The organism is Shewanella sp. HL-SH5 (assembly GCF_051163755.1).
Taxonomy (GTDB): domain Bacteria; phylum Pseudomonadota; class Gammaproteobacteria; order Enterobacterales; family Shewanellaceae; genus Shewanella; species Shewanella glacialimarina.
On record NZ_CP195038.1, the window covers coordinates 1,881,290 to 1,893,856 of the forward strand.

At 37.2% G+C, this 12,567-nt stretch carries 14 protein-coding genes; 5 read left to right on the plus strand and 9 right to left on the minus strand.

The features are described from left to right. Window positions 1-86: 86 nt before the first annotated feature. On the plus strand, window positions 87-1,250 hold the full coding sequence (locus ACRWQM_RS08185) for a GNAT family N-acetyltransferase (protein WP_434931824.1): 1,164 nt from the start codon (window positions 87-89) through the stop codon (window positions 1,248-1,250). Between the two features lie 5 nt (window positions 1,251-1,255). Here ACRWQM_RS08185 and ACRWQM_RS08190 read toward each other — a convergent pair whose 3' ends face one another. From ACRWQM_RS08190 to ACRWQM_RS08200, 3 genes are all read right to left on the minus strand, one after another. Beyond that, entirely contained in the window at window positions 1,256-1,873 is a 618-nt protein-coding gene (locus ACRWQM_RS08190) for a LysE family translocator (protein WP_434931825.1), read from the minus strand. A gap of 102 nt (window positions 1,874-1,975) precedes the next feature. After that, window positions 1,976-3,016: a 4-hydroxyphenylpyruvate dioxygenase gene (hppD, locus tag ACRWQM_RS08195; RefSeq protein WP_434931826.1), complete on the minus strand. Its 1,041-nt coding sequence runs from the start codon at window positions 3,014-3,016 to the stop codon at window positions 1,976-1,978. A gap of 80 nt (window positions 3,017-3,096) precedes the next feature. Further along, the gene (locus ACRWQM_RS08200) at window positions 3,097-4,257 is read right to left on the minus strand and encodes a homogentisate 1,2-dioxygenase (RefSeq protein ID WP_434931827.1); all 1,161 of its coding nucleotides are present in this window, start codon (window positions 4,255-4,257) and stop codon (window positions 3,097-3,099) included. A 234-nt stretch (window positions 4,258-4,491) separates the two neighbouring features. Between ACRWQM_RS08200 and ACRWQM_RS08205 the strand changes: the two genes are divergently transcribed. Together ACRWQM_RS08205 and ACRWQM_RS08210 are read left to right on the plus strand one after the other, a co-directional pair. Further along, window positions 4,492-5,421, plus strand: coding sequence for a LysR family transcriptional regulator (locus ACRWQM_RS08205; RefSeq protein WP_434931828.1), 930 nt, complete (start codon window positions 4,492-4,494; stop codon window positions 5,419-5,421). Window positions 5,422-5,530: 109 nt separating this feature from the next. Further along, a complete protein-coding gene (locus ACRWQM_RS08210) occupies window positions 5,531-6,286 on the plus strand; it encodes a TIGR00266 family protein (protein ID WP_434926206.1) in 756 nt (251 codons plus the stop codon). 156 nt (window positions 6,287-6,442) lie between these two features. On the opposite strand, the gene ACRWQM_RS08215 is transcribed toward ACRWQM_RS08210, so the two are convergent. Further along, on the minus strand, window positions 6,443-6,910 hold the full coding sequence (locus tag ACRWQM_RS08215; RefSeq protein WP_434931829.1) for an EVE domain-containing protein: 468 nt from the start codon (window positions 6,908-6,910) through the stop codon (window positions 6,443-6,445). 144 nt (window positions 6,911-7,054) lie between these two features. Here ACRWQM_RS08215 and ACRWQM_RS08220 point away from each other — a divergent pair, with 144 nt between their 5' ends. Continuing rightward, window positions 7,055-7,816, plus strand: coding sequence for a substrate-binding periplasmic protein (locus tag ACRWQM_RS08220; RefSeq protein WP_434931830.1), 762 nt, complete (start codon window positions 7,055-7,057; stop codon window positions 7,814-7,816). Between the two features lie 2 nt (window positions 7,817-7,818). Here ACRWQM_RS08220 and ACRWQM_RS08225 read toward each other — a convergent pair whose 3' ends face one another. Further along, window positions 7,819-8,232 (minus strand): YccF domain-containing protein, encoded by a 414-nt coding sequence (locus ACRWQM_RS08225; protein ID WP_434926203.1) that lies wholly within the window; start codon window positions 8,230-8,232, stop codon window positions 7,819-7,821. Window positions 8,233-8,435: 203 nt separating this feature from the next. Between ACRWQM_RS08225 and ACRWQM_RS08230 the strand changes: the two genes are divergently transcribed. After that, window positions 8,436-9,413, plus strand: coding sequence for a 1-aminocyclopropane-1-carboxylate deaminase/D-cysteine desulfhydrase (locus ACRWQM_RS08230; protein ID WP_434931831.1), 978 nt, complete (start codon window positions 8,436-8,438; stop codon window positions 9,411-9,413). 290 nt (window positions 9,414-9,703) lie between these two features. Here the strand turns inward: ACRWQM_RS08230 and ACRWQM_RS08235 are convergent, their stop codons facing one another. From ACRWQM_RS08235 to ACRWQM_RS08250, 4 genes are all read right to left on the minus strand, one after another. Beyond that, the gene (locus ACRWQM_RS08235; protein ID WP_226415678.1) at window positions 9,704-9,877 is read right to left on the minus strand and encodes a hypothetical protein; all 174 of its coding nucleotides are present in this window, start codon (window positions 9,875-9,877) and stop codon (window positions 9,704-9,706) included. A 524-nt stretch (window positions 9,878-10,401) separates the two neighbouring features. After that, a complete protein-coding gene (locus ACRWQM_RS08240; RefSeq protein ID WP_434931832.1) occupies window positions 10,402-11,079 on the minus strand; it encodes a ChrR family anti-sigma-E factor in 678 nt (225 codons plus the stop codon). Beyond that, window positions 11,072-11,722: a sigma-70 family RNA polymerase sigma factor gene (locus ACRWQM_RS08245; RefSeq protein WP_434926201.1), complete on the minus strand. Its 651-nt coding sequence runs from the start codon at window positions 11,720-11,722 to the stop codon at window positions 11,072-11,074. The genes ACRWQM_RS08240 and ACRWQM_RS08245 overlap by 8 nt, the downstream gene beginning before the upstream one ends. Before the next feature lie 196 nt (window positions 11,723-11,918). Continuing rightward, entirely contained in the window at window positions 11,919-12,506 is a 588-nt protein-coding gene (locus ACRWQM_RS08250; RefSeq protein ID WP_434931833.1) for an LON peptidase substrate-binding domain-containing protein, read from the minus strand. Between the last annotated feature and the right edge of the window lie 61 nt (window positions 12,507-12,567).

The following is a 12,567-nucleotide window of genomic DNA, read 5'->3' on the forward strand; positions in this document are numbered from 1 at the left end:
GTTACCAGAATGATCTGACTGTGCCATAGCTGTCATTAAATTGGTATGCTATATAAGTAAATTGATTAAATAATAAGGGCTATACATTGCCATCTGCGTATACATTTTCACATGTTTCGAGTATTGAAGAGATTGGTCAAGATAGATGGACCCAATGTTTTGGTGAGTCTAACCCCTTTATACGGTATGCATTTTTACAACAGCTAGAAGGTTCGGCTTGTATTGGGGATGGAACAGGCTGGCAAACGAATCACCTTGTTATTTCTGACAAGTTAACCGCAGAAATAGCTGCAATCGTGCCTTTGTATATGAAAACACATTCATGGGGAGAGTATGTTTTTGATTGGGCCTGGGCTGAGGCTTATGGGCGTAATCAATTAGAATATTATCCTAAGCTAGTGACCAGTGTGCCTTTTATTCCAGCTTCTGGACAAAGAATAGGGTTTAACTTAGCTATAACCGAAGAAGTTAAACAAAGCCTGTTACTGAGTTTGTGTGAGTATTTGCGCGATATAATGGCTCAACAAGACTACTCATCATGGCACGGTTTGTTTATTAGCGAACAAGAACAAGCCCTATGGCCTAAAAACGCGGCCATAACACGGGTAGGGACTCAATTTCATTGGCGTAATAAAAATTACACTGATTTTAGTGATTTTTTAGCGTCTATGACATCAAGAAAACGTAAAAATATCAGCAAAGAAAGACAGTTAGTTGCTAATTATCAATTAAGTTTTCGCTTTGTTGTTGGTGCTGAAGCATCGCTTGAACAGTGGCAGCATTTTATTAAATGTTATCAAATGACCTATCAAAAGCGTTCAGGCCATCAAGGATATTTAACAGCAGCTTTCTTTCTAGGGCTGCAACAAACTATGGGGGAGGCGATTCGATTATTGATTGTCACCGATGTGAATGACCAAATGATCGCATCTGCGTTATTTTTTGTATCTGATACGCATTTGTATGGCCGATACTGGGGCACATTAACTGAACTTGATGGTTTACATTTTGAAAGCTGCTATTACCAAGGGATTGACTATGCAATAGCTAATAATCTCTCAATATTTGATGCTGGAGCCCAAGGTGAGCATAAAGTATCGAGAGGGTTTGAGCCTAGATTAACGTATTCAAAACACATTATTATTCACCCAGCATTTAATGATGCTATTAGTCATTATTGCCAGCAAGAACGTGAACAAATGAATTTATACATGGTACAAGTTGCACAACAATTACCGTTTAAAAAATAATACAATTATCCTAAAGCCAACCAGATACCTACAAGTATCATTAAACTGCCGGCGATACGATTCATCCAACGAATGTTATCACCGCGGGATAAAAATAATCGTAAACTTTTACCACCACTGGCATAAGCCAACATAGATGCAGATTCTGTTACCATTATGATACCCAATAAGACAACTAATTGAGTTGCCACTGGCTTATCTACATTAATAAATGGCGGTAACAGCGAAATCATAAATGCCCAACCTTTTGGATTGGCAATGGCGGTAATAAAGCCCTGACTGATCAAACTTAATCGACGAGTGTTCGTTGGTTGACCATCAATAACAGCCATTTTCCCTTTCGAGCGCCACATATTGACACCGATGTAGACAAGATAAGCCCCACCCAACCATTTTAATACTTCAAATATCTGTGGATAGTTCAGCATGATACTAGCGACACCTAGCACAGCGGCTATGGCTACAATCGCTACACCAACGAGTTCACCTATCATCATCCACAAGGTACGCCTTACGCCGATGCTCATACCTAGGGTCATTGCCAAGGTCATGCACATGCCTGGAGTGATAGATACAAAGAAGAATGTCGGGATAAAAACCGCAAGTACTGCGTAATCAGGCATATAAAATATTCTTAGTGATAAAATTAATTCGATTATAATGCTTAGATAAACAAAAACCAGCACTAGGCTGGTTTTGTTTAGTTTGAATCAGCTAAATAAACGTTAAAGTACGCCACGTTTAATTTGATCACGCTCTATAGATTCAAATAACGCTTTGAAATTACCTTCACCAAAACCTAAGTTATTTTTACGTTGAATGATTTCGATAAAAATAGGACCGAATAAATTCTTAGTGAAAATTTGCAATAAATAACCGTCTTCATCACCGTCGATCAAGATCTGATGATGCTTGATTTTTTCTCTGTCTTCAGTAACCTGTGGCAATTTATCAAAAATGGTTTCATAGTACTCAGGAATGATATCTAAGGTTTTGATTGCAGTTCCTTCCATTGCATCTAATGAGGCCACAATATCACGGCTTCTAAAGGCTAGATGCTGCACGCCAGGACCATTGTATTCACCTAAATATTCATCAATTTGGTTTTTATCGTTGCCTTTCCCTTCATTGATTGGAATACAGAAGCTACCATCGGGTGAGCGTAATGCATAGGATACTAACGCGGTTTGTGACCCTTTAATGTCAAAGTAGCGCACTTCGGTAAAACCAAAAATGTCTTTGTAAAAGTTTGCCCACTTCTCCATAGTGCCTTTGTAGACATTATTAGTTAAGTGGTCAACCTCCATAAAGCCTTTTTCAGGTGTATTGATTGGATCATCTAAATCAACGAAATCAGTCGCATAAATATTATTATCAGCGCCGAAGGTATCGATAAAATAAATTAAGCTGTCACCAATACCGTAAATAGCTGGATATGGCATATCCTTTTCAGCTTCTGCCGCAGCTTTTGCGCCACGTTCTACCGCAAGTTTGAACGCTAATTCTGCATCCTCAACACGCCAACCCATTGAACAAATTGCCGGTCCGTGTGATTTAGCAAACTCTGCTGAGAATCCTGCACGGCTTTTATTTAATAAAAAATTAATATCATTTTGCTTGTAGTAGGTAATGTCATGATTTTTTGCTTTTTTCAGCATAGAAAAACCAAAATCAATAAATACTTGATGCATAAACTCAGTGTCTGGGCTGGCAAATTCAGTAAATTCTATGCCTAAAAGTCCCAGTGGATTTTGTTCGCTTGCCATGTTGTTATTCCTCGTTATATTCAACTCAGCATCACGTTAAAAGTGATGCAGTTAGAAGGTATTTTCTATCGACTTATGGTTTAGTCTTCTAACCAAGAGCGGTTGTAGTCTTCACTCATGCAATTTTTTACATGTGAAGTAAGATTCAGTGGGGCGAAAGTATCTACCATCACCGCATATTCATAGGTTTCTTTTTTACCAATTGACGCTTCTGTTCGTCCTGGTTGTGGCCCGTGTGGCACACCTTTTTGATGTAAGGTCATGTAACCCGCTTCAATACCGGTGCGGCTCATAAAATCACCGTCGACGTAATATAAAACTTCATCGCTATCAATGTTGTTATGGTAATAAGGTGCAGGGATTGACTTAGGATGGAAATCATATGGGCGCGGCACAAAGTTACATACGACAAAATTGTGCGCAGTAAACACTAAATGGTCAGATGGAGGTAAATGAATTTTACCTACCTTAGGTGCATATTCAGCAATATTGAACGCCCAAGGGTAAACACAGCCATCCCAGCCGACTAAATCAAATGGATGCCACTCGAGTGTCATTTGTTGATACTTGTCACCAAATTTACATATTAATTGAAACTCACCTTTTTCAACGATCGCATCTGCAAGTTCTGGGGTACGTAAGTCCCGCTCACAATAGGGAGCAGACTCTAATAATTGGCCGTACTCATTGCGAAAATGTTTAGGTACTTCAACCATTGAAAACGATTCAATGACAAACAAACGAACATTGCTGTAATCATTAAAAGTTAATTGATAAGTGGTGCCGCGGGGGATAACCAGGTAATCCCACTTTTTAACGTCAATAACACCATATTCACTTAACAGCTGTCCTTCACCTTCATGAACAAACACAATTTCATCCGCATAAGCATTACGATAGAACTCGTTTGTGCTGTGGGTTACCTTAGCGGTATAAAGGGCAACATCGCTGTTATAGAAAATTTTATTGCGGCTGCTGAAAAAATTACCGTCACAATCTGCTTTTCGTGAGTCAAGTTTGTAGTTTTGAATTAATGAGTCTTGCCATTCTTGGCCATGTTCTACGGCATATGGCACCACATTAATCGCCTTAGTCGGCATATTATGATGGTATTTATTAGAATAAATATTTGAAAAACCATGGGTTGAAAACAGCTCTTCACGGTAAAGTTCGCCATTTTCTTTCTCAAATGCGATATGACGCTTTGTGGGGATCTCACCTTGTTTTACATAAAATGGCATATCAGCTTCCTTAACCGGGCATTTACAGCACTTAGTTTGTTCATCTAGCTCATTTTATCAATGAGTAGTGTGACTTGTGCCGCATAGATAGATTCAATTTAGTTGCTTAGATGAACAAAAAAAAGAATAATAAACAGCTAGACTCTATCTATTTTTTAGATTGTATTGTTATCGGTACATTTTTGGCAGCTATTCGATACAAAAGCAAAATTTTATGCAGTAAAGGAGTAATAAATGCGCATAGATGTTGATGCATTTAAGGTTTTACAAGTATTAGTCGAAGAGGGAAGTTTCGCTAAAGCATCTGAGCGCTTGCATAAAGCGCAATCAGCGGTGAGCTACCAAGTCAAAAAGTTAGAGCAACATTTGGGTGTAAGTTTATTTAATCGCGATCAATACCGTGCAGAGCTAACCCCTGAAGGCCGAGTTATTTTGGCTGAGGGGCAACGTTTATTGCAACATTTGGCCAATATTGAGCATCTTGCTAGCCGTTTTAGTGAAGGCTGGGAGCCCAAACTTGAACTGGTGATCGACGGGGCGTTGCCGATGGAACCTATCATGACGGCGCTCAAACGTATGGCGGAACATAAAGTTCCGACTAAAATTCAACTAAATATGGAATTTTTAGGCGGTGTGCAGCATAGGTTTGAGCGAGATGGCGCCGATTTAATGTTAGTAAAAGACTATTTGACAGGGCCAAACTATCATCCTAAAGCCTTACCCACTATTACCAGTATACTTGTTGCTAGTTGCCATCACCCCTTAGTTAAGCAAAGTCAGATAAGTTTAACTGAACTACAACAGCATGTGGAATTGACCATTGAAGATTCTTCCCCACAGCGTTTAGTGCGTGATGAAATGCAATTTGGTGGCGACAAGGTGTTTTATCTATCAGGGTTTATCATGAAAAAAAATGCTTTACTGAAAGGCCTTGGCTTTGGTTGGATGCCAGCTTTTTTGATCCATGAAGAGTTAAATTCAGGCGAATTAAAATCGGTCGATTTTGTTGGCGGTAATACATTCAGCTTTACGCCTCAATTAGTGTCAACCTTAGAAAGACCATTAGGGCGAGCAGGGCAACTATTTACCGAGTTGATTTTAGATGAGTTTACTCGTTTTGAATTGCACACTTCCAAAGAGATTAATACCACAGGGCTTGGATAATATTGTCTATAAACGATTAATGTGCCAACAGAGATTTGATAGAGTCGGTCATTACTTTTATGCTAAATTCATTGAGAATGAAATTAACTAACAGTCCAAGGAGTGACAAATGAGCAAGCGATGCCACGAAGTAGATTATGAAATTATCGGCTCAAGTATGCAATTAGTTGAGGTGGAGCTCGATCCACACGAAACCGTGATAGCAGAAGCGGGCGCGATGAATTACATGGAACAAGATATCACTTTTGAGGCTAAAATGGGCGACGGCTCTGAACCTGAGTCTGGATTTTTCGGTAAGTTACTTGGCGCTGGTAAGCGGGCGTTTTCCGGTGAAAGTATTTTCATGACTCACTTTACTAATGATGGGCACAGTAAGCGTAAAGTGGCTTTTGCAGCTCCTTATCCAGGTAGTGTTTTAGCGGTCGATTTATCTCAGCATAATGGTGAGCTTATCTGTCAAAAAGACAGTTTTTTAGCTGCAGCACTGGGCACAAACGTTACCATGAAATTTAATCGTCGTTTAGGAGCAGGTTTTTTCGGCGGGGAAGGTTTCATATTACAAAGTTTGAAAGGTGACGGTATGGTATTCATTCATGCAGGTGGCACCTTAATTAGAAAAGAGCTTCATGGAGAATCATTGAGGGTTGATACTGGATGTATAGTCGCGTTTTCTCCTGGAATTGATTACGACATTCAACGAGCCGGTTCGCTTAAGTCTATGGTATTTGGCGGTGAAGGGTTGTTTTTAGCTACTCTACAAGGGCACGGAACCGTTTGGCTACAATCGTTACCATTCTCTCGTATGGCTGATCGTATTATCGCCCATGCACCTACTACTGGCGGTACATCAAAAGGTGAAGATTAATAATCTATTAATTAATCAATTTTATAGTGTTTAAAAATATCAATTATCCAAGATTATTCGTAAATTCAAGTAAGAGTGCTTACTCAATATAAGGTAAGCATTTTGATTTTTATAAAGGTAAAACTTTATGAGTAATAATCTGAATATATTTACTCTTCAAGCCCTACTACAAAGTGATAGTATGTATTTGAATTCAGATTCTTTGACTGGTTGAACACTTAATCTTGCACCTTTTGCCACTAACACCATATCAGCTAATTCCATGTCAGCTTTAAGTTGTTTCAGGCTTATCTGATTAACAAACTTCTCAATAAATGATATTTCAACCTCAACCCAGCGAGGTTTCAAAGGATCAGATTTAGGATCAAAATACGGTGATGAGCTATCAAAAGCACTTAGATCAGGCTGTGAAGATTGGCTTACTTTAACGAGTCCTACAATTGCAGGCTCTTTGCAGCTTGAATGATAAAAGAGCACTAAATCATTGACGCGTACTTGATCTCGTAGGAAATTCCTGGCTTGATAATTTCTAATCCCTTGCCAAGCTGATTTTTGTCCACTGCACCTTTGTAAATCATCTATACTGAAGTCATCAGGTTCAGACTTCATTAACCAATATTTCATATATCACACCAAGTAGTCATTTTGTACTATTATCAGAACAAGAATATATATAAATAAGACTCTGATGGTAGCTTTTTGATACCACTATCGACAAGGTATTCTATATGATTTTTATCTCAAGAGTAACGTTATGGAGATGGAGTGATGTTAATGTTATCTAATGGCATAAGAAACCAGCATTTATACATATTTTTGTCGCTATTTATATCTAGTGCTGTTGTATCAGACACTCTTGAACTATCAACGCTAGACTGGCCACCGTTTAGTGGAGCTGAGTTGACTGAAAAAGGTATTGCTACTCGTATAGTTAAACATGCTGTTGCTTATGACAACCATCAATTAAAAATCACAGTTGTTCCTTGGGTTCGTGCTATTAGAATGGTAAAAACGGGGGCTAAAATAGGCTATTTCCCTGAATACATTAATGTTACAAATGAGTTTATTTTTTCTCAGTCTTTAGGCGCAAGTCCGATAGGTTTATTGGAGCTTAAAAATAACCCGATTGTTTGGGATACAGTTACTGATTTAAATAAATATGTATTAGGCGTGGTAAAAGGGTATGTAAACACAGAAGAGATAGACACTATGATTGCTAATGGTGAGCAAAAATACGAAGAGGCCATGAATGAAAAGCAGAATATATTAAAATTAGCAGCCGGACGTATTGATACAATTGTAATCGATTTAAATGTTTATCGATACTTAAAAAGTGATCCAAAAATTGAAAAAATATCACATCTACTGCAAATCAATAATAAAATCCTTGACTCTAAGAGCTTGCATGTTGCATTAGCAAATAATAAAGAGGGTGAAAGGTGGCTTAAAATAATTAACGATGGCTTATCAAAATTTGAACCTCAAATAATGCTGGATGCTTATTTACAAGAAATAAATAAGCATCCCTAATGTTAATACTGTTCGTTTGGTACCACAGTTTGGCCGATAGGGGTTAGACTTAATAATGCCAGTTTAAGGTGCTGAATGCCAAATGGAATACCAATAATCGTCACAAAACACGCTAGCGCATGAGCTAAATGACCTATCGCTAACCAAATTCCAAAAAACACAAACCAAACAATATTACCGATTAATCCTATGGTACCAGTTCCTAGATCTTCAACACCCGTTAAGTGTTTTCGGTTGACACTTTGCTGGCCGAATGGCCAAAACGCCATCTCACCAATGACGAAACAAGCCCGTCCAAAGGGAATACCAATAATACTAATAAAACATAGTAGCCCCGCAAGCCACCAGGCTAGACCCATTATAAATCCACCTAAAATAAACCATGCAATATTAAAAACTAGTCTAAAAATAGCCATATCTTTTTCCTTTTACAACTGAAATATGAGATTAATATTGATATCTAAGCAGGGAATGTGCCAAGGTTTAAGATATTGATCTAAATGGTTAAATTGATTTTTATTTGGATGAAGTAAACTAAGAATTAAGATTTAGACTAAAAATGAGTGATTTTAACTAATTTTAGTTACAATGACCCTAATCAATTTTAATGGTGTTATAAATGCTAAGTCATAGTCCAACAGATACAATTAATTTTGCAGGAAGACAAATATTCGTCAAGCGCGATGATAAATTACACCCTGATTTTAGTGGTAATAAAGCCCGAAAATTTTATCATTTCCTTATCAATGACTTTCCTAAAGTGACACGAATAGTGGGATCGGGTTCGGCTCAAGCAAATTCATTATATTCGCTATCGGTATTGGCAAAAATGAAAGGCTGGCAGCTAGATTATTATGTAAGTCATATTAGTGCTTATATAAAGTCACAATTACAAGCTACGCCTGCTATTGTGTCAAATTTTACTCAAGCCCATCATAACGGTGCCAATATTATCCAAGTTGATTGGGACCAAGCTGAACTCAGTGGCTGCAAGCATTTGGATGAGGTAATAAACATATTTAGGCCTGAATACCTAAATCGATATTCTGAGCAACAAATACTGTTTATTCCTGAGGGGGGCAGATGTGAATATGCTAAAACTGGCATCTACCAGCTTGGTTGTGAAGTTATAGATTGGGCTAAAGGACAAAATATATCCGCTCTTTCAGTATTTCTTCCATCTGGCACAGGTACGACAGCAGTTTTTCTGCAACAGTATTTTATAAAAAAATGCCAAAAGGAAATAATTGATATTAAGGTGTTAACTTGCAGCACTGTTGGCGGTGATACATATTTAGCAAATCAATTTTGTGAATTAAACCCAGATAAAACCCAGCATCCCACTATTATTAATGATGGTAATAAGTATCACTTTGGTAAGTTGTATTTGCCCTTATTTGAGTTGTGGAACGATGTGCTAAAAACAAGTGGAATAGAGTTCGATTTATTATACGACCCTATTGGCTTGAGCGTGTTGAAGCGCTACATAGAAGCGAATCAATGCCAAGATAGGCAAGTTTTATATATTCATCAAGGCGGTTTGTTAGGGAATGCAACTATGCTACCCAGATATACACGTAAGCTTGCTAATAGATAACTGATTGCTATATGCAGTATGTAGAGGGATTAATATTGAATATATATTTTATAGAATAACACTCTATCTACAACTGCATTGCAACATAATAATGTCGTTATACAGATATATAAAAGTTAACTTCATTAATTGAAGTTGTGGATAAGAGTTTTTTGAATGTGTGATAAAGAGATTTTATCAGTTTGCCCTGTTGTTAATAAACGCCCGGTAAATGAGAGGAGAATACCGTTAGCCAGGTTTATTAAATAACAGAGCAAATGATTTACGCCTAAGCGTAGGGGATGTACTTATTACTTATTCGAACTAATCAGCCATTTCATAAAGTTTACGGCTTCAATGCGTTTTGAAAAAGTTGTTTTGTTTTTACCTTGTGAATCGGTAAAAGCAATTGAGTTTTTGTTTGATGAAATAGAATTAACAGGAAAGTTAACTGTAATTTCGTGTCCGTTAAATTGGTATGACATTATCATACTCCTTATAATTTATGCTCACCCTTAGGTGATGTAAGTTTTAACAATATAATTCCCTTAATATTTTTCGTGTTGCGAAAGATTTAAGTTACTAGATTAAGTTACCTTATCAATCTTACACTAATCAAGTCTTTATGTGAGAAATATGTAAAAAATCTTAATTATTAATTAAAGGTTGTTTTACAATTAACTCAATTATTTAATGTGTAGATAATACATCAAATGCTTGACAGTGATAGTTGACCATAGGTTTATGACAAGCCCATTACAATGAGAATAAATATATTAATGGATACTAATTGTGTATCAACATAGATAAAATCAAAGGCGCTTGTGGTGGTTTACAAAGGAAGTTGAGCAGACTTACGATAGGTAAACAGATAAACAAAGTAATTAAACTTTAATGATAATATATGTAAAATACCTGTTTGGCAATAGATATTACTTATTTATTACCAAACAGCACAATCACAAAAATTATCTGTAATAAGCATCACAGTTAAGCTCAACACCCCACCTTAATAAATCAACTCACCAATAGGGTTTAACAGTTTGCTAAAACCTTTAGTAAAATACAATGGTGCGTCAACTATGGTGTAGCATAAACAACCTGACATTGTTTTAGGAGAATGTTCATGGTTCTCATCAAGTAGCATGAAGTCTCCTGGCTTATAACTGTTGAACTTATCACTAAATTCACCTGCTAATAGTAACGTTAGCTCAGAACCTTTATGGGTATGTTCAGGAATTTCACCGTCTGCAGCTATGTGTAATAAGCTGGCCCTTGCTTTTTCTTCACCTGTATTTAAGCGCAGGCGGCTGACTTTACCAATACCCTGCCACTGAGCGTTAATCTGATGTCTAAATGCTCTTGGTAAAGTATAAGACTCACCTTTAACTGATACTTCAAACGTACCCTTGTCTACTGGGCGATGTGGTGTTGAATCAAGTTCATCCAGTGTGCTATCCAACATTTTTTCTAACAACAAATCCATGTCTATATCTGTTGTCGAATCGTTGCTGAAACTATCAATGTTAAACGCTTCAACGGTTTGCTCATTGGTTAATAGTGATAAAGATTTGTGGCAAATATCACAAAGTTCGGCATGGGCTGAAACCGCCAATGACATTGATAGCGGTAGTTCTCCCTTAATATGAAGTAGTAATAATTGTTCGTTAGGATGATAATTAATCATAATGTTTCTCCATAAAGCCTTTTAACTTCTCTAAACCTAAGCGTAATCTTGATTTAACTGTACCTATAGGTATCTCGAGTTTGTCTGCCAATTCTTGCTGTGTCATTTCTTGCATGTATATGCCCTGTACAACTTCACGTTGTAAAGGAGGTAATTCGTTAACGTGAAGTAACAGAGTGCCTGTAAGCTTAAAATCATCTTCGTTATTTTCAGCATCATCTGACTCGAAAAGTGGCCAAATGTCATCACCAAATGAATCTTCACGGTTATGCTGCACTTTTCTGAGCATATCGAAGCATTGGTTACGCATGATTGTAAAAATCCAGGTGCTAACAGCGGCTTTATCGGGATTGTATAAATGCGCTTTAGTCCACACTCTGGTCATGGTTTCTTGAACCAAATCCATTGCTAATCCCTGCTGATGTAATCGTTGATTACCAAAAGCATTAATTTTTGAGCCAAAGTGGCTGAATAACTTAGCAAATGATGCTTTACACCGCACGTTAGCCACTTTTAACATCAACGCTGCTAACTGTTCCGCATCGTGCTCTTTACTATTAGACAAATTTATTACACCGTTTCGTTTTGCAATACTTGCCTTATCATAACGATTTTGTGCACTTTGTGATTGAAAATTTTCCATTATCTTCACTCGCGTCTTTTTTGTGGGCCGGTTATGTACTTTTATACGCTCGATAAATGAATTGGATCACTTTTAAACCCAATAAATAAAAAAATAGTTTTCTATGTGTAGCATGCAATTACAACACATTTACAATAACTCGAATTAATTTTTAATAGATTAAATAGTCTATTGATCTATCCGCATAGTAATAAGGTTAACTGATTATATCTGCGAGAAATGTTTGTGCCATATGATGGTCGTGACTATTGATACAGCGGTACTTTTCGGCAGCACTTATGGGAATTATTTCTAACCATCGCTGACAGACCCATGATATATCTTGAAAATTTTCTTGCTGATAGTGGGCTAAGTGAGCAGGGTATTCTCTAAGTATATCTTTAAGAGTGTCACTGAGTATCTTGTCACGCTGCTGAAGCTTATCTGGCTTATTTTTCGAATTTAATGCATTAATTTGTGACTCAGGCCAATCTTCAATGAGTGAAACCTTAGCGCGTTTCAATCCATCGTGATCGACACTAACATCTTTAATAATAAATTTTTGCTCACCGCGGATACTTATACCCAAAAGACCATCATTGAGTGTTTCAAAGTCAATGATTTTGCATAACGTGCCTATAGGAAGTATCTCCTTTTTATCATCACTGAGCATGCATAGTCCAAATCCCACTCCTGTTTTGAGCGACTCGGTGACTAAACGTTTGTATCGAGCTTCAAAAATGCGCAACTGACTATACCCTTGAGGTAATATACAGATCGGCAAAGGAAAAATTGGAATTATCATAACCAGCCTTTATATGAACAATGTAAACTGACAATTTATACGAACTTAATAGGTAATTGAT

Bases quoted from the DNA above. Each gene is read 5' to 3' on its own strand.
- ACRWQM_RS08190 (WP_434931825.1), bottom strand. From the start codon at position 1,873: ATGCCTGATTACGCAGTACTTGCGGTTTTTATCCCGACATTCTTCTTT.
- hppD (WP_434931826.1), bottom strand. From the start codon at position 3,016: ATGGCAAGCGAACAAAATCCACTGGGACTTTTAGGCATAGAATTTACT.
- ACRWQM_RS08200 (WP_434931827.1), bottom strand. From the start codon at position 4,257: ATGCCATTTTATGTAAAACAAGGTGAGATCCCCACAAAGCGTCATATC.
- ACRWQM_RS08205 (WP_434931828.1), top strand. From the start codon at position 4,492: ATGCGCATAGATGTTGATGCATTTAAGGTTTTACAAGTATTAGTCGAA.
- ACRWQM_RS08210 (WP_434926206.1), top strand. From the start codon at position 5,531: ATGAGCAAGCGATGCCACGAAGTAGATTATGAAATTATCGGCTCAAGT.
- ACRWQM_RS08215 (WP_434931829.1), bottom strand. From the start codon at position 6,910: ATGAAATATTGGTTAATGAAGTCTGAACCTGATGACTTCAGTATAGAT.
- ACRWQM_RS08220 (WP_434931830.1), top strand. From the start codon at position 7,055: ATGTTAATGTTATCTAATGGCATAAGAAACCAGCATTTATACATATTT.
- ACRWQM_RS08225 (WP_434926203.1), bottom strand. From the start codon at position 8,232: ATGGCTATTTTTAGACTAGTTTTTAATATTGCATGGTTTATTTTAGGT.
- ACRWQM_RS08230 (WP_434931831.1), top strand. From the start codon at position 8,436: ATGCTAAGTCATAGTCCAACAGATACAATTAATTTTGCAGGAAGACAA.
- ACRWQM_RS08235 (WP_226415678.1), bottom strand. From the start codon at position 9,877: ATGTCATACCAATTTAACGGACACGAAATTACAGTTAACTTTCCTGTT.
- ACRWQM_RS08240 (WP_434931832.1), bottom strand. From the start codon at position 11,079: ATGATTAATTATCATCCTAACGAACAATTATTACTACTTCATATTAAG.
- ACRWQM_RS08245 (WP_434926201.1), bottom strand. From the start codon at position 11,722: ATGGAAAATTTTCAATCACAAAGTGCACAAAATCGTTATGATAAGGCA.
- ACRWQM_RS08250 (WP_434931833.1), bottom strand. From the start codon at position 12,506: ATGATAATTCCAATTTTTCCTTTGCCGATCTGTATATTACCTCAAGGG.